Origin of the sequence: Kocuria salina (genome assembly GCF_013368965.1) — a bacterium.
Taxonomy (GTDB): domain Bacteria; phylum Actinomycetota; class Actinomycetes; order Actinomycetales; family Micrococcaceae; genus Kocuria; species Kocuria rosea.
Genome location: NZ_SSSF01000010.1, coordinates 13739 through 35255, shown reverse-complemented (window position 1 = coordinate 35255; position 21517 = coordinate 13739). Strand labels below are relative to the sequence as shown.

The following is a 21517-nucleotide window of genomic DNA, read 5'->3' as shown; positions in this document are numbered from 1 at the left end:
AGCCTTACTAGAACCTCCCTTCTGTGACCGCCCCATCTAATGGTTCGTGAACCTGTTCATGAACGTGTTCATGGCTAACTATAGGGGTACCCGAAGCGGCATCACAACGAGAGGGAGTGGCTACTGGGGTGTCTCGTCCGCAGACGACTTCTCGTTCTTTTCGATCACGTCAAGGATGGCCTGAAGTCCTGCGGGGTCGATGTCCCCGAGGGCGCGCATGGCGAAATCACGGACCTGTGCGCGGCGCATGGAAATGATTATGTTCAGTTCCCGCTCGACCTGGTCGGGCAAGGGTCCGTCCTCGTGCATGAGGAATCCAGGATCGACACCGAATAGATCAGCGATGGCGCTCAGCAGCTCGCGGTCGGTGCGGAGAGCTGGGTGACCGGTGGTGAGGTAGTACCACTTGGTGCGCCCCAAAGCGACACCCCGCTCCCGCAAGCCAGCCTGGATCGCAGGAAAGTTCAGGGGTTTGCCGTCCTCGCCGGGCAGGGCGTCGAGCAGCAAATTGACCTTATTGGCCAGGACCTGCTGCGGGGTCCGCTCGTCCTGTTCCATGCCTGCTCCCTCTACCCGACTAGAAGTCGGTACGTCACAGCGTAGATGCCTCCGATGACGGCCACGCCGAAAGTCGCCCCAGCTATCACCTGACTGGCGGTGTGGGCGCGCAACACCACCCGGCTGATGCACACGAAGGCACATACCGGGATGGCCAACAGCCCCCACAGGCCCCATGACAACGTGGCAATGGCTGCCACACTTCCTGCTGTCATGGCGTGTCCGGAGATCTTCCACCACGGGCTGATGATGATCAGCCCCACCATCCCGGAGGCGAAAGCCACAGCGAGAGCGAGCAAAATTGATGGACCTTGCCACGTCAACAAAGCCATCATATAGAGCGCCGCCAGCGCGAAGGTGGCGGCCATGATGGGGGCACGTTCCCTCTTGTCGCTGACGTGATGGTCAGACAGGACACCTCGACGGGCCAGGACGATGACTACCGCGAAGGGGATCAGGCAGATTGCACACGCCCCTAAAAATCCCCACAGGACTCCGGCAAGCCCTGCTCCCTGGACCAGGGAAGGCATCGTCACAAATAAGGCGGAAAGCACCAGAGGAGGTTGAAACGCCTCGCTGAACGCAACAGCGATCTTCCGGGCACGGTGTTCGGTCGTTGTTGCTGTACTAACTACCAAAGCGAGCCTCCACGGCTTCCATCATCTTGTTCCTCTTGGGACAGGGAGGGATGTCCCCACGGGATTCGGCATCGTAAGCGGCGATCATGGCCTTGTAGAGATCCTGCCGGGGTTGCCGACTGCGGGCCGCTACGGCGAGGCCGTGGCCCACCCTCCCCTGGCGCTCCGCCACGAGGCGACCTAAATGGTAGCGATCGCCGAAATGCCAACGCCGCAGTGCTGCCGAAAATGCCAGCACAAACAGGCCCACAGCCACCAAGCCGGCCCCGGATAGGTACAACGGCCCGAAGGCCGCATGCGTGACCGTGATGAACCGGCTGTCAGCAGCATGAAAATGATCTGCGGCCATGTAGAGACACTCGATCACTGAGGCGATACCCATGCTCAGCGCCCCCGCACACACCAAGGACAGTGCCACCTGCACCCGGGCGGGCCGCCGGCGCTTTTCTCGCAGTCCACCGAGTACACGCCGGGAGGTATCAAACATCAACCCCGCAGCCGCGGCCATGTAGACCGTGCCGTAGACCAGAGCGGGTAACTGGTCGATGTGCTCCGGGATAAATGCCATTGAGGTCACTGACTTGTCGATGCCCCAGAACGAGAACGTCATCAGGCTATAGACGACGATCGCGATCATCGCCTCCACACGCCGCTGCCGCCGGAACCGGGGACTCATCTGTAGCGCCTCCAGCAGGGCCACCCGCAAAAACCACATGGCTCCCAGGACGAGAACGTTGCGTACGAGGTGGAACCAGTTGTGTCCACCGAGCGCAGCATCGACCTCGTACTCCGTGATGAAGACCGGATTGATCGACAGGGCCAAGGCGCCCAGGATGGTGCCCAGCCAAGCGGCATGGCTGCGAGACCGGTCGAAGATGACGGGCAGGCGCAGCAGCGTGATGGCAAATAGGATCAGCGCGGCGCAGGGCTTGAGTAGGTCAATCAGCACAGGCTCAACCGAACAGCTCGAGGACGGGGTCTGGCTGACTGGCGAGGTGGGCCGCCAGGGCCACAGCAATGGCCTCGGCGTCCTTCTCTTGAGAGGTCCAGCGATCGCTGCGGGCAAGGACCTGCCGGACGTTCTTGTCTTTGCCCACCTTGGAGAACGCCGTCCCGATGCTCAGTTCACACCCGCTGTGGCGCAGCAGGATGTGTCCATACTCGTGCGCCACGATGTGTCTGACGAACGCATCGGACTGTACGCATCCCTCGTCGTGGAAAATGTAGGACTGCGTCTCTGTCCTCATCCACACACCAGTGACTGAACGACCGAGGCTCTGCGGAGCTGGTCCAACGCTGATCTTGTATCCGTGCTGCCGTTCAACGGCCGTGTGTATGTCCGGCCAGGACCTCAATGACGAGGCATTGGGTAGTAACTGGTCGAGATCAACGCTGGGAAGGCGCAGGGGGAGAGCCAGGACTTTCACCTCATGACTGTACCGGGAGTGGCGCGCACGAGTCGGCTCGCGCCTGAAGGGTGGGGCTCGTGCGTATGTCGGTAGAAGAGCTTACCGATCATGTCCTACCATGAACATGTTCACGCTTCCTTGTAGAGCGACTCATGCAAATGTGCTTCAGCTGGGAAACACGCCGCTTTGCTGTGGGCAAATGTGCATTTACCGTGGCAGACTGGCGCTATGACCGAGTACAAGCCACCGAAGATGATCGGGCGCAAAGTGCCGTTCAGCATGCGCCTGACACTGGATCAACACCGGTTGGCAGCAGAGAACGCTTCTCACGTGGGGCTCTCCATGGCTGAGTACATCGGCGCGCTCATCGAGCGTGACTCGGGAAGGACCAACAAGCTCGACAACCCACAGGAGACAGAACTCCCCCTCAGCAACACCGCTTAAACGACTGACGGCCCGCCGGGCAAGGCGGGCCGTCTAAGTCAATCAGCTGTCCCAGGTCGCCAAACTCGTGACAGCTGGTTCAACAGAACTGAATCAGGAACCTCATGAACCCAATACCAGGGGACTGTTGTGTCCCCTAGTGTACCTGAGGCGCGTCCGCAAATGGACCCCTCTTCACTCAGTCACGCCGATTTTCGGTCACACTCCGCCCCTGACGCTGCCCTCGAGGCCGCTGGGGAGTTCCCCTCACGCCGCCGGCGGGTGCGGGTGGAGCATGAGCAGTCCAAGGCCGTTGTGCTGCGGGCGGTGCCCAAGGGCTGCCAGCTGGCCAAGCACGTCGCCGCCTGGCGCCGGGCCGTGGTGGAGCACCCCAGCCTGGAGTTGATCCGTGCTGATGCCCGGGCGAACCTGCTGGCCGTGGTGGAGATCATCTGCCGCCAGCAGGACCCCGCCTCGCGCACCTGGCGCACGACCTGGGACTGGGTCGCTGAGAAGATCGACCGCTCCCGCTCCACCGTGGCGCGGGCGATCCGCCATCTGCGCGAGTGCGGGCTGCTGGCCGTGGTGGCCACCGGCCGCAGCGCGGGGCGCACCCCGCGCGCCACCGGCCGCACCCAGGGCGAGGCCCCCGTCTACGCCCTCATCCACAGCACCCCTCAGCCGGCCTATAAGCCTGTGGAACTAACTGACACCCCGGTCCCCACGAAGTGGGAGAATCTTTCCCCGCACGCGCGCGAAGAGCTTTCCCCGACCGACGCGGCTACGCCGCGACCCAGCCGAAAGCGCGCCGCGCAGCGGCGCGAAGTGGTCGCCGCCCTGAGCCGTCGTACAGCCCCGCTGTGGCCCCGTCATGCAACGACGGAGCCTTTGACCAAGCGGGTGACCCGTCGGGCGCGAAAAGAGACTCAGCGGGCGGCCGCCCTGGAACTCCAGCACGAGGCCATCGTCCTGCGCCAGCTCACCACCGCCCACGTCACCAGCGTGTGCCGCCCGTTCTTCGAAGCCGGATGGACCATCGCCGACGTGCTCACCGCCCTGGACTGGACCCCCGAGAACACCCGCTACGGCTTCCTCACCGTGGAGGGCATCGACAACCCCGCCGCCTGGCTGGGCGCCCGCATGCGCGCCTGGACCCACCCCGACGGCACCCCCCTACGCTCCCGCGACCAACGCGTCGCCGCCGAAGCCGAACAACGCCGCGCCCAAGCCCGCGCAGCCACCCAACGCCAGGCCACCCGCCAGGCCCAGCAACAGGCCGAGGTGGCCAAGATGGGTGGGGTGGCCGTTAGGTCCGATGGTGAGCCGGTGGCTGTGCGGCAGCCGTTCCGCCAACGCTTCGCCGCCCAGATCGCCGCCGGCCAAGCAGCCGCCGCTATGACCAACACCACCCGTCACGGGGCCTAAAATGCGGATGCAAACTCATCCCTTCGGCCTACACTGGACACATCGGTTCCGACCAACGGACTCCTTCCGCATCCCCCGACGCGACGCGGAGCCCACAGAACCGACTGTTGACCGATCCCCATCGGACAACAACGGACGGGCCCAGCCACTCCCCCTGGCCGGGCCCGCCCCCCGTTAACACACCCCATCCCTCCTCAGCCCGACACGACGTCCTCGTCAGACTCTCCAGCTGAGTACCTTTTCCGCTGGGGAATCGAACATATGTTCTACTGTGATGCCATGAGACAACCAGTTCCGCTCACCATTGACCGCCCCGTGCTGGTCTCTGCGGTCCTGGTCCGCGTCCCGGCTGGCTTCCCCTCCCCTGCCCAGGACAGCTTCGACGACGGCCGGATCGACCTCAATGAGGTGTTGATCAGAGACGTCACCTCCACCTACCTCTTCCGCGTCACCGGGGACTCCATGGAAGGCATCGGGATCTACTCCGGCGACGAAGTTCTGGTGGATCGCTCCCTGACCCCCAGGCACGGCGATGTCGTGATCGCCGTCCTCGACGGGGACTTCACCATCAAGACCCTGCACGTCCGCCCCGACCGGGTCGTGCTGCACCCGGAGAACTCGGCCTACCCCGACGTGGAAGTCCCGTCCCTGTCGACCCTGCACATCTGGGGTGTCGTGGTCTACGGCATCCGCCACCTCCACCAGCGGAAACTGCACTAGGCTGGTGGACGACGGTGATCGCCCTGGTCGACGTGAACAACTTCTACGCCTCCTGCGAGGCCCTCTTCGAGCCCTCCCTGGCAGGCAAGCCGCTGGTGGTGCTCTCCAACAACGACGGCTGTGTCGTCGCCCGCTCCCCCGAGGCCAAGGCCCTGGGGATCAAGATGGGTGACCCTTGGTTCCAGCTGCGCGCCGACGCGAAACGGTGGGGGCTGCTCAAACGCTCCTCCAACTACCAGCTCTACGCGGACCTGTCGGAGCGGGTGATGCTGCTGTTGGCCCGCCACGCGATGGGCCAGGAGGTGTACTCCATCGACGAATGCTTCCTGCTCCCACCCGAGGGCACCGCGGCCGAGCAGGTGCGGTGGGCGCGCCGGCTGAAGGCCACGGTGGCCCGCAATGTCGGGTTGCCGGTGAGCATCGGGATTGCGAGTTCGAAGACGCGGGCGAAGATCGCCACTGAGGCCGCGAAGAAGGTGCCGGCCACCGGTGGGGTGGTCCACTGGGATCAGGCCCCCGACGGGTACTGGGACCGGCTCATGACGGCCCTGCCCGTCACCGAGGTCTGGGGTATCGCCGGACGGCTGGCCAAACGGCTGGAGGCGATGGGTATCGAGACCGTCGCCGACCTGCGCGATGCCGACCCGGTGGCCATCCGGGACAAGTTCTCCGTGGTGCAGATGCGCACCGTGCTCGAGCTCAACGGCTTCCCCGCCATCCCAGTGGAGGACGAGGTCGCCACCAAGCAGCAGATCCTGGTCTCCCGATCGTTCCCGGACCCCATCTGGGATCCGGAGATCGTGGGTGCGGCGGTGGCGGAGTTCGCCCAACGCGCCTCCCGCCGTCTCCGGAAGGAGGGGGAGGTCGCAGGGCGCCTCATCGTCTTCGCCACCACCTCCCCCCACCGGCCTGGGCCTACCCACAACGTCTCCACCCAGGTGCGTCTGGCCGTGCCCACCAACGAGCCCGGACCCTTGGTGGCCGCGGCCCGGGCGGCCCTAGTGCCCAAGCTCATGCACGGCATGTCCTACATGCGCGCCGGCATCCTCTGCACGGACCTCGCCCCCGAGGGCTCGGCGCCCGTCCTGCCCGGGGTGCTCGAGCAACCCGCACCCCTCGGGGAGCTGGTCGACGCGGTCAACCGCCGCTTCGGCACCGGCACCCTGGCGCTGGGCCGGCTTGGCACCCGCTCCCCCGCCACCTGGCGAAACCGGCAAGCTGACCTGTCACCCCGGTATACGACCGACTGGGCGGAACTACGCACCGTCAGCTGACCCAGGACACAGGAGGGGCTGCCGCACGTTTCCTCGGCCCCAGAGGGCCTCCGAAACGTTTGCCTGAGAAGAGTGGGAAACCTAAGTGCCACCTTCCTGACCCGCACCTGGGAAGACGCGTCACCTTTGATGTCAGTGGGCCTTGAGGTCGGCCGCATCACTGGGGGTAACTGACCCTTGATCGCTTTCCTGTATGAGATTGGTGCTACGCCTGGCCAGAATGTTGGAGCTGTTAGTTTTAACTATGTATTGTTAGTTCCAACGGAGCTAACTGTGATAGGCATGATTTGGCATCACTTCCCCGAGCCCCAAGGAGTCCCCGTGGACATCGTCGCTGTCGCCGCCCAGAAGGGCGGGGTCGGGAAAACAACCACCACGTACCACCTGACCCGAGCTGCCGCCCGTGCAGGCCTGCGCGTACTGGCCATCGACGCCGATCCGCAGGGCAATCTGACTTCCGCACTGGCTGCTGAGCCCCCACAGCCGGAAGCCCTTGGGGTTGCTGACACGCTCAATCCGGAAGCGGAGCACCGCTACGCGCTTGACGACGTGATCGTCCCCGCTGTTTGGGAAGGCGTGGATCTTGCTCCAACTTCCGGTGAGGCGCTGACCTACATCGAGGATGAGCTCACTCAAAAACCAAAAACGCCAGAGAACTCCTCGCGGCTGAAAGCCAACCTGGCCACAATGGCCGACCGCTACGACTTGGTGATCATCGACTGCCCGCCTAACCGCGGGGCTCTGACTGTCAATGCCTTGGTGGCAGCCACGCAGGTGCTGGTGGTGACCATGCCGGCACTGTATGCCGCCAACGGAGTCGCCCATATCTTCACCTCCATCCAGGAAGTTCAAAAGGAACTGAACCCGGAGCTGGTCAACCGTGGGGTGCTACTCAATCTGTGGGAACCCTCCACCATCGCCTCGCGAGAATGGCGCTTGTGGCTGGCTGAAGCCTACGGAGACCAGCTCCTGGAGCCCTATATCCCCAAGCGCGAAGCTGTGAAAACTGCTCAAGAGGCCGGAATGGGATTGGACGAGCTGCCCAAGACTGAGGAACTGGTTCGTTTCTACGATGCTCACCTCCAACGCCTGCTGCCCAGCCGAGTCGGAAGGAACTGACCAATGCCCGCACGCCCAGCACGCCGACAGGCCTTGACGCCTCCGCTGCCAGCCTCGGATCGTCCCATATCCCCTATCGCCGGACGATCCACCTTGCCCTCACGCAACACGCCGGCGCCCGCCTCGGAGCCCGAGGCCAAAGCCAGCCCCAAGCGCCCTAAGGCAAATCTGCGAAAGACGCGCGTCCAGCCCTACGTGGAGCCCGAAATCGACCTCAGGCTGAGGGCTGCCTACAACGCTTTGGCTCCACGGGACGATTCATTCAGCGACTTCCTCGAACAGATGCTTGTGGACCGATTGCAGGATCTGGAGTCCACCCACAACGGCGGCAAGCCTTTCCCTCCCGTCACCAAGCGACTGCGTACTGGCCCGCGGATGAAGATGCGCGATACAGAGTGAACTTGTAGCCGCCAACGCGCCTCCGCCAACGTGGCCCGATGCTTGATCGAGCGCCCATAAGGCGTTCGATCAATGTGTGACTTTCTCGCAACTGCATCGAGCAGAAAACGAACGACGGAGTAACCTTGACCCTTCTCTATGCAGGAACTGGAGATCATTTAGAGATGTTGGTTCTAACAGTTCCATCAGAACGAACTTACGCCAACCACTGAACCTGTCGGAGGGCAGAGCTTCAGGCGCAGACCTTACACGCAATAACGTCCCTCGTTAGAGCTGTTGGCTCCAACTTCCCCCACTTAGGTTCTGGCTCTGTGGGTCGCCCCCACTTTTGCGTGACAGGCTAGGTAGGGAGTGGCGGCATAAGCTCCAATGTCACCCCGTCAAGGTTGCAGGCCAATAATGTTAGAGCGGTTAGCTCTATCCGCTCTAACATTATTGGCGGGGCTCGCTTCGCCTGGGCTGCTTGATGAATGGTGGGAGCATCTAATGCGGGCAGTTCATGTATCGCCTCGCCGCCCAGTCTTTCGCAGAAGCGTGGATCCAAGTTGCTAGGGGCGCCCGCTTTGGCTGGATGAGCTAAGAGTCTGGTGCTGCCGTTGTCACCCTCGGCCTGGGTAAAGGTCCGGTTGCCCGGAGTTGGTTGGCTGTGTGGTGGTGACGCTCTATGGACATTGAGAGTCGCTCTCCGTGGTCTTCCCGATATGGACGTCCATTGAGGGCAACAGGGGACAGTGGCACGCTGTTGGAGCGGTTAGATCTAACAGTTCCAACAGGCTCGGGGCCCTTTTGATCCAAGCCTCCTGAGCCCATCCCGAAAGGTCACGCGGTTAGAGGCAGGCTCTTCTTCTCCCACTCAACCAGTCCCCCGATCAGCAGCGTTCCCGGGCGGGTGGCCTCCCGGTAGACGGACACGACCCCGGTGAGGGACGCCCCGGCCGTGATGACCAACCATGCTTCAGACGGGTCGAGGAAGCTGATCGGAGCTGCCGGTGGCCACGACCGGCGTCGCCGCAGGAGTGGCACGAAGGTGGCATGAGTCTCCACGCGCACCAGGTCCTGGAGGCGCAGCGCGTGGTAGCCGTTGAGATAGGCGCCGTCACGGATGCCGGCCAGCAGCACCCAGGTCCCACCGAGCTCGACCACTACGCCCTCGAGCACCTCGTGCGGTTCCACGGATCGCTGCACCTGGACCGGCGTGCCTGAGGCCAGGGACTTCTACAGCGTAGCGAGTAGCTTCTTCCGCGACGTCTTCTTCGAGGGCTGGTCCTTGGTCACGGCCCATGGTGGCACCCGGGCGAGATGGCCCCATTGGAGACACGCGGTATCCGATTGACGCCGTAGGGTCAGCGCGGCTTGTGAATGCAGACGCAGATTGTTAGATCGGTTCGTTCTGTTAGAACTAATAGATCTAACAGAGTGAAGGATGCTTAGCGCCCATGGGCGGGGTGAGGGCAGTGCTTGGTCCGAGACGTCGTGACCCGCCCATACTTCCTTTCCTGCGACCGCCTCATGCTGGTGGTCGCCCGCCGGATGAGCGCACACCGGGTGCTGAATACCTACACCGCGATCGCTAAGAAGGTGTTGCAATGACCGAGAAACCTGAGCGTTCCGCCTCGTTGCAGAGCCGCCGGCCCCGCCCGGCACCGGATGAGCACATCGACCCGGTCGACTACACACCCCCACGCGCTACCACACCCCAGCCCGCGACACCGGTGGTGTCGACCCCGCTGGTGCAAGCGGTACCGGTGGCGGAGCCCCCGGCCGCTGCGCCCAAGCGCGGCGCGGCCGGCCGCGCCGCGAACCCACGATCCAGCTCGGCGTGCGGGTGGCCCAAGACGTCTCCGATCTGATCGAAGAGCTCACCGAGCACGACGGCACCGCCCGTGCCGTGATCGAGAACGCCGTGCGCGCCTACGCTCAACAGATCAACCTAAGACCTGGTCTCATAACCTGACCCGTCGTTGCTCGTCTTCCGTGATGGGTTCACAGTGCCTGCATGACGACGAGGACGCAGTCGTGGATGGTCGATGATCGTCTGTGGGAGCTGATCGCTGCGCTGATCCCGCCCCAACCGCCACCTCGAGGCCCAGGTGGGCGGTCCCGGATCGAGGACCGGGCCGCCCTGGAGGGGATCCTGTTCGTGCTGCACACCGGGTGCCGGTGGCGTGACCTTCCCCCGCAGTTGGGTTGCGGGTCCGGGCACACCGCTTGGCGCCGGTTGCGCCAGTGGCAGAAGGCCGGGGTATGGGAGAAGCTCCACCGGGTCGTGCTCGAGAAGCTCTCCGGGGATCAGATCTTGGACTGGTCCCGTGGCTGTGTCGACGCGGTGTCGGTGCGGGCCTAAAGGGGGGCGAGCTGACCGGGCCGAACCCCACCGACCGCGGGAAGCTGGGCACGAAGTACCACCTGCTCACCGACGCCAACGGCCTGCCACTGCACGTGCTGGCCTCAGGAGCGAACACGCACGACAGCCGACTCTTCGAGCCGCTGTTGGAGACCAACCCAGGCGTGCGCGGCCGGCACGGGCGCCCAGGCCGGCCCCGCCGGAGACCGGAGAAGCTGCACGCGGACAAGGGCTACGACTACCCCCGGTGCCGTCAATACCTGCACCGCCGTGGTATCAAGGTGCGGATCGCTCGGCGCGGGATCGAGGACAAAACCCATCTGGGCCGGCACCGCTGGGTGGTGGAACGCACCATCTCCTGGCTGTTGCGCTTCAAGCGTCTGGGCGTCCGCTACGACCGCACCGAAGCCACCGTGGTCCCACTGCTATTGCTCGCCGTCACACTGATCAATCTGCGCCGACTCGCCCAGCGAACACAGGTTCAGGCGCGGCGTACGGCGCGGGAGGTGGCGGCGTACCAGACCACGGCGAACAACCCGAGGGTGCCCACCGAGTAGGGCCACAGCTGCGGGGCCAGGTGGAAGAGCAGGATCGACTGGGCCAGCAGGAACAGCAGCGCGAATCTGCCCGTGGTGGCCAGACCGTCCTGGGCGATGGCTTCTTCCCGTTCGTCGGCCGGCTCGAAGGTCAGCACCCGTTCCTTGTCGGTGGAGTCCCGCCACCGGGCCATCCGCGCCCCGCCCCACCAGGCGAAGGCGATGACCAGGGGAAGGTACAGATCGCCCCACCGCCCCTGGGCGGCCGGGACGAGGGCGGAAGCGGCGATGACGGCGATGATCGCCCAGTTCATCCCGGAGACGGACCAGCGGCCGCGGTCGGCAGGCAGGCTGGTGGGCTCACGCAGCTCAGGTAGTGGTCGGTGCCGGGTCATCGTGGAAGATCTCCTCGATCGGTTGGGCGAAGAAGCGGGCCAGTGCGAAGACGAGGGGCAGGGAGGGGTCGTAGCGGTCGTTTTCGATCGCGTTGACCGTTTGCCGCGAAACCCCGAGGGTGGCGGCCAGCTGGGCTTGGGACAGGCCCCGCTCGGCTCGGAGCAGCTTCACGTCATTGCGCACATGGAAAGCATGTTTGACACAGCGGGGTGTGTCAAACGCTCTTGTCATGCAGGCGTTTTGAGACCAGGTCTAAAGCACCCACCCTCTAATAGGGGAGGGGGCCGGTCGCGGACAGCTTTCCCGTCGCCCAGGACGCAGGAACCCGCCCCACGGGTGGTGGGTCGGGTTCCTCATACTGGTGACAAGCGGCGGGATGGGGTGGCTGGCCGAATGGGTCGTCGATCGACACGGGTGCCCGCGCCTCTTCCGTAAGGATCCAGGGCCGGCCCCCAGCAGTGCCCGTGGTTGGGAGCGAAAGGGCCGACCAGTGCGATCCAGGCTGGACGCGGGGCGTCCCGGCGGTCCTATGCCGGGAGAGGACCGTCAGCCCGTCACCGGCTGCTCATCGCGCGGAGAGGCCACGGTGGAGGCCTCCGTGCTCGAGCCCTGCCCCGAGACGTTCCCCGGTAATGCCGCGGCCGTGGCCGCCGGCATCAGACCCCGCTGTCTCGCAAGCACCCTGACAGGCCCGAGTGGTGTCCGGGTGGGGGAGTGGGAATCTACTGGGCAGCGTAGTAGGCGTCCTTGACGGACTGGTGGATGCGGCCGCGGTCGGAGACCTCGTAACCGTTCTCCTTCGCCCAGGCCCGGATCTTCGCCGTCTCCGGGTTACCACCCGAGGAGGAACGGGGCCCGGTCGCCCGAGTGGACTTGCTCTGGGCCCGTCGGCCAGCGGCAGCATAGGGTCGCAGGCTCTCCCGCAGCTTCTCCGCGTTGGCGGTCGACAGGTCGATCTCGTACTGCTTACCGTCCATACCGAACTGGAGGGTCTCGTCAGCAGGACCACCCTCGAGGTCGTCTTCCAGGATGATCTGCACGCTCTGGGCCATCACAGCACCTTTCTGTTGATTTCGTCTTGTCTTGCGCCGGAATGCTTCCACGGTCGGAAACTCTGGCACCGACTCGCTTTCCCGCTTGCTTTTTGGAGGAAGCGAGTCGGCGCCGATTGTGGGGAGCGCTTTCGGTCACCGAATCACTCTACCGAAAAGTCGACCATTTTTTAGGTCCCTTCGAAGGTGGCGGTACCGACCGCATAGATGTCAGGGGAAAGGGCCCCTCGGGAACGGTGGGAGGGTCCGGTGCTGAACGTATCTATCGATACTGCACTGTCTTTAATTACACTCAAGTACCGTTTAGTTCCTTTCGTATCTCAACAGCAACGCCTCTTCAAGGTGCCGCGGTGGGCGGTGTGGTACCGGCTTCGCGGCATGGTGGGGGAGTGACCGGGGCTTTCGATTATGGACCTGGCCGTTACCTGGGTTGGCTCATCGGGTTTAGTGCGTGAGTTCGGCGCCGCTGATGCCCTCTAGGAGGGCTTGGACGGCGCCTTTGATCACAATGGTGGCCGAGCGCAGCGGGCGCTGTTGTTGGATGACGTTATGGACCGTGCGAATCCGAGCGATCTGACATGGGCTCCGTTGGCCAGACTCTGGGGCGTGGCTAGTGTGGGCGCACAGCGTCGGTAGATTTACCGATTCTCGCTGGAAGCTGCTGGAGTCGGCTTGAATATACAGATGACCTCTACCATCTGGGACAGCCTTGTCGTCGAGACCCAGTTCGCCACAGAGCTGGCCCTGACAGGGCTTCGGAGGCTGTGCTTCGTCCCTACCGACCCTGCACGGGTCGTGTGGGGTAGCAGTAGCCTGAACTACGCACTTCACGTCGGGATGTACTCGTACTCGTCCGGCTTGGAGCGCCTGTGCAAGTTAGCTATCGCCTGTAACGGGTATGCGACCACCGGAGAGTTTCCCAGGCTCCGGAGCTACTCGCACAAGATTGGGAACTTGCTCGACGCCGTTGAGAAGTTGCCCCCGACAGGCTCCGGTGCCTCGATGCACCGGGCGAAGTATCTTGTTCGACCGGTAGATGGGCTCGACCCCGACCTCACGAACACGGTCGAGCGGTTCGCCAGTGGAGCCGGACGGTACGAGCACCTCGACTCGCTGTGGAACGACGACGTCGAGGTCAATACCTACAACGAATGGTCTGCACTTGCTGCGAGGGCTTCGGTCTCCGAGAAAGTGCGCCGGTTGATCTCGACCAAGGGGGCAATGGTGTACGCCATCGAATCAGAACTGATCAATAACGGGCTCGAAGAGACCGCGCACGGGATGCTGGAGGACCTTGTGGTCCCGATGTACGAGCCATCGGTCGGCGTGGTGCTGAGTCTGTTCCGGAAGGTTCGGTGGGTGTCGACCATCCTTGATGGTGCCACTTACTACACGAGTCGGAATCTCCCCATCCTAGGCGAGGTCGTCGCTCCGATTTTCGGCCACTCGTCTGCGGACTTCTTCAATTACCACATCGCCAGAATCGGAGACGAGGAAGTCATCCTTGAGGAGATACAAGCGGCCGACGAACGGATTCGCGCACAGGAGGCGGAAACGGACGACTAAGACTTCGATGGAATCGGGATCGGGGAGTGACGTGTACCTGCGTGTACTTAAATTCCAACGCCTCGCGTGTCATGTCCGTGATGCCGCCAGCCAAACGCAGGGCATTTGTTAGTGCGTGAAACAGGCCACTCCCGAGACCATCACCGCAGGTCGCGAACCCGCAGATCACCGGATCGCGCTGTCGTGAGTCGACTCAGGTCAGGAAAGTCCTTCACCACGACGAGGCCCCATGCTCAAGGGCTGTAAGTAGCCAGACAGTGCTGGGTCCAGAGGGTTATTCCCCTTCGTGGACGGCGAGTTCTTTCCCGGTGTAGCGTCCGCGGGCGTGGACGTGTCCGGAAACCGGGGTGGCTTCCAGGACCGTCTCGATCAGGGAGGCGAAGAACTGGGGTGCTCCGAGGTCTTCGGGCACGCCTTCGCTGAGCTCATCGTCGGGGCCGGTGGTGTGGTCAAGCACCCGCACGGATCCCCCGGGATTGGCGTCGTCCCACTCCAGTAAGAGCAGGCAGGTGGCGGTGTAGCCGTTGCCGTCGCCGCGGTCGCGCAGTTTGCGCATCATGTCCACGGTCTTCTCGAACGCGGCCTTGTCCTTCTCGCCCAGGATGGTGGCGCGTTGGACGAAGAGGAACCCGACTCCGGCCAGGGGGTAGCGGGCGCGGAGGTTGCCGGCGTCTCCGTAGGCTTCTTCGAAGCGGTTGGCCACATTCTTGCCGAAGGAGGCGGTCATGGCTTTGGTGGAAATCAGCAGTTCCGGGCCGCGGTCCCAGCGGGCCATGGCCACATCGACCTGTTTGACGTAGGCCCGCCCCAGGAACCGGGCGTCGGAGGGCGCCACACTGGTCAGGGCCGGCAGGCGGCGGTTGATTTCCGCACTCAGGGCCTTGGGCAGTTTCTCCATCAGCACCCGCACGTCCCGGGGGAGCACCCGGGGCCGGGTGGCCCGAGGCCAGACATCATCGGGGTCGAAGCCGGCCCGGCGCAGCTCGTGCGCCACCCAGGCGTCGATGCCTTTGGCCAGGCGCCCGCTCTGAGTGGTGGCTTCATCGGCGATGGGCAGGCGCACCAGGTCCTGCAGCAGGTCCGTGTCGATGCGGTAGCGCGGTTTTGCCCCGGTGTGGTCCCACGGGTTGGTGGCCAGGTCCGCGGCGGCCAGGACAGCGTCGAACTCCCCGTGCTCGGCAGCCACTTACTTCACCGACTTGGAGCGGGCGATCCGGCGGGCCTTGAGCGTGGCCCGGCCCTGGGCCAGGGCCTCGTGATCCTCGGGGTCCATGCCGAGCCCGTCGATGAGCAGGACCTGGTCGACCAGGGCGGTGGCCCGGTCCCGGTCCCCGTCCTCCAGCAGAGCGGTGACCTTCGGTTTGATTGCCAGCAGCGCCTCTCGGTGCTGCTCCAGCAGCTCGGGGGAGGGCACGTGCCACCGGTCGGCTTCCCGGGGTTCGATCTTGAGCATCCCGCCCCCGTAGGCCCGGCCCACGGTTTCCGCGCTCAGGGAGGTGACCGTGTTCAGTGCGGCCAGCGGCAGCAGCTCCTGGCCCAGCCGGTGGTACGGGTCGGCGAGGTAGACCCCGTGCACGGAGTTCAGGTGCCGCACCCGGGCGGTGTTGCTGGCCAACTGCGGGATGTCGGCGTTCATGTAGGTCAAGAACAGGTCCGGGGCCTCCAGCAGCGGGGTGCGCCACCACGGGGTGCGGACCCGGCACTTGTAGGCCTGATCCACCCCGGCGGCCTCCCCGGCGGCGATCTTCACCTGCGCCGCCGCCGACGGGTTGACCCCGGGGCGGAAGAGATAGGTGGCCGAACCTGCCTGGGTGAGCTTCTTCAACCGGGCCGGGGTCAGGGCGAGCTGGCGCAGGTGGCTGGAGCCCGGTGGGGAGATCCGCACCACCTCCCCGCGTCCCAGGCCGAGCTCGGCGACCTCCTCGGCGGTCATGGTGAAGTACCGGTTCCCGCCGGTCACCGCCCCGAGGCTGGTCTTGCCCCACATCCGCAGCTCGGTAAAGGCGGGGGAGTCGACCACGGTGTGGAACAGGGCGCTGGCGATGGGGGAGACCATCGCGGCCGTCCACTTCTCCCCGGTGCTGGTCGGCACCCAAGTAGCCGGGGCCCCGAGGTGGGCCAGATCCGCGGCGTTGTGCGCGTGGAAGAGCTGGAACCGGTCGGTGGGGCCCTGGGCCCAGCCTGCGGCCAGCAGCAGCACGACCTCTTCCTGGACCGTGGGGAAGACCCGTTCGGAGAACAGCACCAGGTCCACCTCCGCGAAGTTCTCCATCAGGAAGGACCGGACTGGGGCGGCGTAATTGGTGGAGAGCAGCTCCGCCGGCAGCACCAGCCCCAGCTTCCCGCCCGTACGCAGGAACGCGGTGGAGTGGGCCACGAACGCAGCCCAGGAGGAGGCGAGCTCGGACAGCTCCACGCCCGCAGCGGCGGCCGCGGCGCGGGAGGCGGCCCGGGAGGCCCCGGCGTGGGCCTGGTAGCGGATGTAGGGGGGATTGCCGATCACCGCATCAAAGCGCGGGGAGGCCGGGACCTCGAAGAAGTCCGAGACCTCCAGGTGGGCCTGTACCCCGTGATCGGCCAGGAACTCGCCGGCGAAGGCGGCCGAGGACTCGTGCAGCTCCACCCCGACCAGCTCCACTGTCCCGCCCATAGTCTGGGCGTGGGTGGCGGCGGAGAGCAGGAACGCTGCTTCTCCGGCGGCCGGCTCCAGGACCGCCTCGGTGGTCTCGTCGATGGCCCACTGGGCGATGAAGTCCACGATCGCGCCCGGGGTGAAAAACGCCCCCCGGGCCTTGCGGAGATCGACGGTGTCCCCGTCACGCAGTACATCGAGAGCCACAGCTTCGGTCATACGTTCATCCTAGGGCGACCCTCTGCCACACTAAGCCAGGCACCGGCGCGGTGCCTGGCCTCTAGTCAGCTGGCGGCTTCGCCCGAATCACCTGAGCCTCGCGTGGGCAAATGCGAATAACCGCATAGGCGACTGTGGAAGCGACCACCCTGCTCTTGAGAATCGAGATGATGAACCAGCTCAACCTCAACGTGCCCCTAGTCCTGGACACTCCCACCGGGATGAGCACCACCGTGCACCGGACGATCCATCCTGCGGACCGCCCGCCCCTGACCGTCCAAAGCGGCCGAGCCTGGCACTACACCTCCCTGTCCGCGTTGCGAAGTATTCTCCAGGGTCAGCAGCTGTGGGCTACCAGCTGGCGGGCGACCAACGATCGTACGGAGTTCCGTCACGGGATCGAGTTCCTGCGCCAGGCATGGGAGCGCTACGGTCGTGAGAACACACTCGCGGACCGGACGCGCGACCTCCTTGAGCAGGCCGGTTCCTTCGAGGGGTACCCGGATCACTTCGAGCACGTCAATATCCTGTGCGCCGCCCGGGAACGGGACAGCCCCTACCAGTGGAACTCCTATGCCACCGGTCCTGAAGGCGTGGCCCTCGGAGTGGACTTAGGGGTCGAACTGGTCACCGACGTCGACGACCGGCCACGGCATGACGGGCAAGCGGAGTTGTTCGGCATGCAGTGGCTCAAGGTCGTCTACACCGACCGGCAGAAGCAACTGACCGCAGCCCGGTTTGTCGCGGAGATGGACGACTCGATCCGGCTGGGCACGGATCTAAACCTTCCGAGCTTCATGGTCCTCAACATCTTGACGGCGCTGAACTTTAAGCACCTTGGCTTCCGCCATGAAAGAGAGACCAGGTGTGTCAGTCTTTCCGCTGGCGTGGAGTTGCAGGTGATGCCGGCCAATGCGCAGAAGACGATCGTGCCATGGAAGGGCCTACCGCTGCGCGCCATGCCCGCGACCGCAGAACGCCAGCCCCTGCCCATCGCAGAAATCTTGGTTGGGCCCCGGGCGACTGAGGAGACCGTCGCAATGGTCACGCAGTGCCTCATCGACGCCTGCATGGGCGACGTACCGGTGGAGCGAAGCGAACTTCCCTTCCGCTGATTTCCACTGATCCGTCTAGGCCCAAGGGTAATGGTTAGCCATCCACTCATGCCTTCTGTGCCTCCACGACAGGTGCAATCCCATGGGTGCCAGATCAAGTCCCAAGATGAAGTGGGCCGCAGATAATGACTCCGGCCAGGTCCCCATAGGCGCACCAACTAACCGGACGAGCGAGCGAATCGGGAACCGTCCGAGCCGCTGGAGGTCGTTGACGCCTACCTGGACTACCGAAAAGGACCTCGCAAATGATTGACGCGCCGTCTCAGCTCACGGGGTGGCGGACGGACTTGACCTCAGTGGGATTTGTATATGTAATCGCAAATACTTAGCCCTGAGTAGTGGGAGCCACGATGAGAGTCCGGCAAGTCATGATCGCCCTGGCACCAGCCGTTTTTCTGATTGGCTGTGGGGGTGCGGCAGTACCGACCGCGACCGAGACCGCACGCGACATCGAGGCGTCCGTGGAGCAGGTGTCCGAAGTCGTCACAGTCACCGGGGAGAACGACCCCAATGACATGATCGGGCGCGACAGCGGTTACGAGGACGCGGCGGTGCTCAAGGATGAGCGCTTGGAGTGCGGAGGCGATCGGTTTGGCACGGACTGTGGAGCGATGATCGAGGTCTGGGCGGATGAGGACGCGGCGGCTGCTCGCGACGAGTACATCTCCACGATCCACGATGCGGCACCTCTTTTCGGCTCCGAGTATCGCACGGTGGATGGGCGCACCATCCTCCGTGTGTCGGGTGAGCTGACCCCGGAACAGGCGGAGGTCTACACGAGCGCGTTCACCGACTAAGCGTCAGTTCACGCGGTGCGGAGGCCCTGCCGTGGCGGGTAGCGGGCGCGTTCGCCACCGCGCCGCTGGGAGCCGGATGTCCTCCTCGTCGGGGAGGTGAAGCCTGGCCTGGAGCTTCGTGTGCGTGGCTCCGATCATGGAGGACTCGACGTTCAGTGGATGAGTGACTTCCTCGCCCTTGGAATTGACCGTGGTGGAGGGGCCGGCCGAGAGCGGCGTGGTCCTCATCGACGGGTTGTACCCGGTCAGCGGTGCGGCACATTACCAGTACGGCCAGGGCCTTCCACAGCGCTTCATCGAAAAGCACACCAGGGCGATGCAGGCGTTCACGGTCCTGGCCAGCACCATCACCTGGCGGCTCTTCCGGGGGCCTGGAGCCAGCACCACTGGGACACCAGCTCCGACCGACGCCCCTGAGCCATCGGCGGAGAAACGTTAGATCACCCGAAGGAGTTGCTGAAGGCGGCAGTCCCCTCATGGGTGGTTGCGCATTCCTGGTGGTGTGGGTTCCGGTGCGGGCTGGTCACTCAAGGTGTGGCTGGCTGTCCGGCGGGGTCCGGGCGTGATGAGGGGTGTGAAGAGTAAGAGGAGTACGCCGAGGACGGCCACTGCGAGCATCGCGGCACGTAGGCCGGCGACGTCGGAGAAGAAACCGACGTAGGGAGGCCCGAGAAGAAATCCGAGGTAGGCGACGGTGGAGACGGTGGAAATCGCGCGGCCGCGGTTGGCCGCGTTGGTGCGTGCGGAGACGACGGAGAGGATCATCGGGAACAGGACGGCGGTGCCGGCGGCGGCCAGGACGAGACCGAGAGCGGTGACCGCCAGACTGGGGGCGTAGGCGATGACCAGCGCGCCGGTGGCTGCCGCTGCCGCCCCGGCAGCTATCACCGCGCGGGCATGGGCGGCGCTGATGCCTCCGGTGGCGAAGCGGGTGATCGCGCCGGCACCGGCGAAGACGGCGGGGGCGATCGCGCCGACGGCGGCGCTGGTGTTCAGGGCGTCGGTGGCGAAGATGGCGCTCCAGTTCTCGTGGGCGTTCTCGCTGGCGAAACCGAGCGCACCGAGCAGGCCCAGGCCGATCAGCGACAGGGTCGGCGCGGCCGGAAACTGCGCGTTGACGTCACCGCTGGTGGGAGTGTGTACCGGGGTACTGGCATCGGGTCCGGTGGGGAGCCCACGGACCATCAGGGCGGCGGCGACCAGCGCGGCGATCGCAACGAGGGCGAATGGGGTCACCACGGGCGCTCCGGCAGCGGTGAGCGCCCCGGTGCCGAGGCTGGCGATCACGACGAATGAGGAGAAGACTCCGTGTGCGCGGGTGATGATGGGGCGCTTGGCCTCGTGCTCGGCTCGACCGGCGACGGTGTTGATCGCGACGTCGGAGGCCCCGGAGGTCACTCCCACCACGGTGAGCGCGATGGAGAGGCTCACCAGGTCCGTCGCGATCAGGGCGACGAGGACGCCGGCCCCGCCAAGGGTGGTGAGCATCAGGCCCGCCACGCGCAGACCCCATCGGTCGATCGCCCGACCGGTCAACATCATCGCTGGCAAGGCTCCCGCGCCCACGAACAGCAGGGCGAGCCCAAGCTGGGCGTCGTCCACGCCCGCCTGGGTGCGGATCCGCGGGATGGAGGCGCCCCAGGCGCCCCAGAACGCCCCGAACGTGGCGAAAGCAAGCGTGGTGGCAACGACCAGGGGGCGGGTGCGCGGGTGAGAAGGTGCCATGTGTGTAACGATACACATGGCAAGGTGTGGTCATGGACAGCTCCTCATCGCCGCGGGTGACACTGGCGCAGGTGGCCGAGCATGCCGGGGTTTCGACGATGACCGCCTCGTACACGTTCAGCCGGCCGGAGCGGGTCTCGGACACCTCACGGGAGAAGGTGCTGGCCGCCGCAAAGGCGCTGGGCTACGCCGGGCCCGATCCCTCGGCCCGTTCCCTGCGGCGCGGCAAGGCCGGAGCACTCGGCGTGGTATTCGGTGAGCACCTGACGTACGCGTTCGACGACCCGCAAGCCACGGCGTTTCTGGCCGGTGTGGCAGAGGTGTGCGCGGAGCAGGGGCAGGCGATGACCATCCTGCCGGTCACCGACGCCACCGCTGATACGAGCAGGATCAGCGCCGCCGCGGTGGACGGGTACGTGCTGTGGACGACGGAGAACGGTGCCCCGGTCGTGGATGCCGTGATCGCGACCGGTCGTCCCGTCGTGGTCCACGGCGGCCCCACCACCCCGGGCGCGCAGGTGGTCAGGATCGACAACCGGGCCGCGGCCCGTGCTATCGGCCGGCTGCTCTTCGCCGGCGCCACGGTGCCGACGGTGCTCAGCTTCCCCCTCACCGGAGCCCGCACCCCGGGCGTCATCGCCGGCCCCGACCCGCACGGGGCGACGTTCCCCGTCACGCGTGATCGCCTGCTCGGCTTTCGCGATGCGGCTGCCGAGGTGGGTATCGATTGGGCAGACGTGCTCGTCGCCGTGTGCTCGACGAACGACGCCCGCGAGGCCCAGACCATCACCGCGGAGCTGATCTCCCGAGCCCGCCGCCCCGACGCCATCGCAGCCATGAGCGACGAGCTCGCAGCCGGCGCCCTGCGTGCCCTGGACGCTGCCGGGCTGCACGTGCCGGCCGAGGTAGCCCTCACCGGCTGGGACGACGCGGACGCCGCGCGCACCCTGGGCATCACGACCGTCGCCCAGTCAATGCGCGAACAGGGTGCAGCCTGCGCCCGCCAGGTCCTCACCGGCAGCGACACCGATTTCAGCGATCAGTGGCAGATCATCGAGCGGGCCTCCACCCACGTCCACGCCCGGAACACGGTCGATGCCGACCTCGAATAAGAGACATTATGAGGGCTTAAATAGCTAGCCTGTCGGGACCATGAAGTAGCGTTTACAT

23 protein-coding genes and 1 pseudogene are annotated in these 21517 nt (G+C 65.1%); 13 read left to right on the top strand and 11 right to left on the bottom strand.

Annotated elements, in window-relative coordinates; translation table 11 throughout:
* Nucleotides 1-120: 120 nt before the first annotated feature.
* The 4 genes from E7Z53_RS16955 to E7Z53_RS16940 form a co-directional block, all read right to left on the bottom strand.
* Complete coding sequence (locus E7Z53_RS16955; protein WP_176338316.1) at nt 121-558, bottom strand: hypothetical protein; 438 nt, start codon at nt 556-558, stop codon at nt 121-123.
* Nucleotides 559-569: 11 nt separating this feature from the next.
* On the bottom strand, nt 570-1112 hold the full coding sequence (locus E7Z53_RS20890) for a phosphatase PAP2 family protein (RefSeq protein WP_176338315.1): 543 nt from the start codon (nt 1110-1112) through the stop codon (nt 570-572).
* Nucleotides 1113-1185: 73 nt separating this feature from the next.
* A complete protein-coding gene (locus tag E7Z53_RS16945) occupies nt 1186-2145 on the bottom strand; it encodes a hypothetical protein (protein ID WP_176338314.1) in 960 nt (319 codons plus the stop codon).
* A 4-nt stretch (nt 2146-2149) separates the two neighbouring features.
* The gene (locus E7Z53_RS16940) at nt 2150-2623 is read right to left on the bottom strand and encodes a hypothetical protein (protein WP_176338313.1); all 474 of its coding nucleotides are present in this window, start codon (nt 2621-2623) and stop codon (nt 2150-2152) included.
* A 210-nt stretch (nt 2624-2833) separates the two neighbouring features.
* Between E7Z53_RS16940 and E7Z53_RS16935 the strand changes: the two genes are divergently transcribed.
* From E7Z53_RS16935 to E7Z53_RS16910, 6 genes are all read left to right on the top strand, one after another.
* Entirely contained in the window at nt 2834-3049 is a 216-nt protein-coding gene (locus E7Z53_RS16935; protein ID WP_176338312.1) for a hypothetical protein, read from the top strand.
* Nucleotides 3050-3316: 267 nt separating this feature from the next.
* Nucleotides 3317-4453: a hypothetical protein gene (locus E7Z53_RS16930; RefSeq protein ID WP_176338311.1), complete on the top strand. Its 1137-nt coding sequence runs from the start codon at nt 3317-3319 to the stop codon at nt 4451-4453.
* A gap of 279 nt (nt 4454-4732) precedes the next feature.
* A complete protein-coding gene (locus E7Z53_RS16925; RefSeq protein ID WP_176338310.1) occupies nt 4733-5173 on the top strand; it encodes a LexA family protein in 441 nt (146 codons plus the stop codon).
* A gap of 14 nt (nt 5174-5187) precedes the next feature.
* Entirely contained in the window at nt 5188-6447 is a 1260-nt protein-coding gene (locus tag E7Z53_RS16920) for a Y-family DNA polymerase (RefSeq protein ID WP_176338309.1), read from the top strand.
* 321 nt (nt 6448-6768) lie between these two features.
* Nucleotides 6769-7566 carry a ParA family protein gene (locus tag E7Z53_RS16915; protein ID WP_176338308.1) on the top strand — a complete coding sequence of 266 codons (798 nt, stop codon included), beginning with the start codon at nt 6769-6771 and terminating at the stop codon, nt 7564-7566.
* 93 nt (nt 7567-7659) lie between these two features.
* On the top strand, nt 7660-7965 hold the full coding sequence (locus tag E7Z53_RS16910) for a hypothetical protein (protein ID WP_176338307.1): 306 nt from the start codon (nt 7660-7662) through the stop codon (nt 7963-7965).
* Between the two features lie 819 nt (nt 7966-8784).
* Here the strand turns inward: E7Z53_RS16910 and E7Z53_RS16905 are convergent.
* Complete coding sequence (locus E7Z53_RS16905) at nt 8785-9138, bottom strand: hypothetical protein (protein ID WP_176338306.1); 354 nt, start codon at nt 9136-9138, stop codon at nt 8785-8787.
* A gap of 652 nt (nt 9139-9790) precedes the next feature.
* Here E7Z53_RS16905 and E7Z53_RS20465 point away from each other — a divergent pair.
* A complete protein-coding gene (locus E7Z53_RS20465) occupies nt 9791-9919 on the top strand; it encodes a hypothetical protein (protein WP_255219649.1) in 129 nt (42 codons plus the stop codon).
* A gap of 66 nt (nt 9920-9985) precedes the next feature.
* Nucleotides 9986-10773 (top strand): annotated as a pseudogene (locus E7Z53_RS16900) (IS5 family transposase); the annotation flags it as partial.
* 17 nt (nt 10774-10790) lie between these two features.
* Here the strand turns inward: E7Z53_RS16900 and E7Z53_RS16895 are convergent.
* From E7Z53_RS16895 to E7Z53_RS16885, 3 genes are all read right to left on the bottom strand, one after another.
* Nucleotides 10791-11240: a hypothetical protein gene (locus E7Z53_RS16895; RefSeq protein ID WP_176338305.1), complete on the bottom strand. Its 450-nt coding sequence runs from the start codon at nt 11238-11240 to the stop codon at nt 10791-10793.
* Nucleotides 11215-11424, bottom strand: a complete 210-nt coding sequence (locus E7Z53_RS16890) for a helix-turn-helix transcriptional regulator (RefSeq protein WP_176338304.1) — start codon at nt 11422-11424, stop codon at nt 11215-11217. The genes E7Z53_RS16895 and E7Z53_RS16890 overlap by 26 nt, the downstream gene beginning before the upstream one ends.
* A 539-nt stretch (nt 11425-11963) precedes the next feature.
* Complete coding sequence (locus E7Z53_RS16885) at nt 11964-12293, bottom strand: histone-like nucleoid-structuring protein Lsr2 (RefSeq protein ID WP_176338342.1); 330 nt, start codon at nt 12291-12293, stop codon at nt 11964-11966.
* Nucleotides 12294-12977: 684 nt separating this feature from the next.
* Here E7Z53_RS16885 and E7Z53_RS16880 point away from each other — a divergent pair.
* Nucleotides 12978-13859, top strand: a complete 882-nt coding sequence (locus E7Z53_RS16880) for a hypothetical protein (RefSeq protein ID WP_176338303.1) — start codon at nt 12978-12980, stop codon at nt 13857-13859.
* 274 nt (nt 13860-14133) lie between these two features.
* Here the strand turns inward: E7Z53_RS16880 and E7Z53_RS16875 are convergent, their stop codons facing one another.
* Both E7Z53_RS16875 and E7Z53_RS16870 read right to left on the bottom strand, forming a co-directional pair.
* Entirely contained in the window at nt 14134-15045 is a 912-nt protein-coding gene (locus tag E7Z53_RS16875; protein ID WP_176338302.1) for a hypothetical protein, read from the bottom strand.
* Nucleotides 15046-16710, bottom strand: a complete 1665-nt coding sequence (locus tag E7Z53_RS16870; RefSeq protein WP_176338301.1) for an HsdM family class I SAM-dependent methyltransferase — start codon at nt 16708-16710, stop codon at nt 15046-15048.
* Between the two features lie 170 nt (nt 16711-16880).
* Between E7Z53_RS16870 and E7Z53_RS16865 the strand changes: the two genes are divergently transcribed.
* The 3 genes from E7Z53_RS16865 (at nt 16881) to E7Z53_RS16855 (ending at nt 19061) form a co-directional block, all read left to right on the top strand.
* Complete coding sequence (locus E7Z53_RS16865; RefSeq protein ID WP_176338300.1) at nt 16881-17825, top strand: DUF2971 domain-containing protein; 945 nt, start codon at nt 16881-16883, stop codon at nt 17823-17825.
* Nucleotides 17826-18193: 368 nt separating this feature from the next.
* Nucleotides 18194-18622, top strand: coding sequence for a hypothetical protein (locus E7Z53_RS16860; RefSeq protein ID WP_176338299.1), 429 nt, complete (start codon nt 18194-18196; stop codon nt 18620-18622).
* Between the two features lie 163 nt (nt 18623-18785).
* Nucleotides 18786-19061: a hypothetical protein gene (locus E7Z53_RS16855; RefSeq protein ID WP_176338298.1), complete on the top strand. Its 276-nt coding sequence runs from the start codon at nt 18786-18788 to the stop codon at nt 19059-19061.
* A gap of 35 nt (nt 19062-19096) precedes the next feature.
* On the opposite strand, the gene E7Z53_RS20885 is transcribed toward E7Z53_RS16855, so the two are convergent.
* Complete coding sequence (locus E7Z53_RS20885; protein ID WP_369598009.1) at nt 19097-20347, bottom strand: MFS transporter; 1251 nt, start codon at nt 20345-20347, stop codon at nt 19097-19099.
* Between the two features lie 32 nt (nt 20348-20379).
* Here E7Z53_RS20885 and E7Z53_RS16845 point away from each other — a divergent pair, with 32 nt between their 5' ends.
* The gene (locus E7Z53_RS16845; RefSeq protein WP_176338296.1) at nt 20380-21459 is read left to right on the top strand and encodes a LacI family DNA-binding transcriptional regulator; all 1080 of its coding nucleotides are present in this window, start codon (nt 20380-20382) and stop codon (nt 21457-21459) included.
* Nucleotides 21460-21517 lie beyond the last annotated feature (58 nt).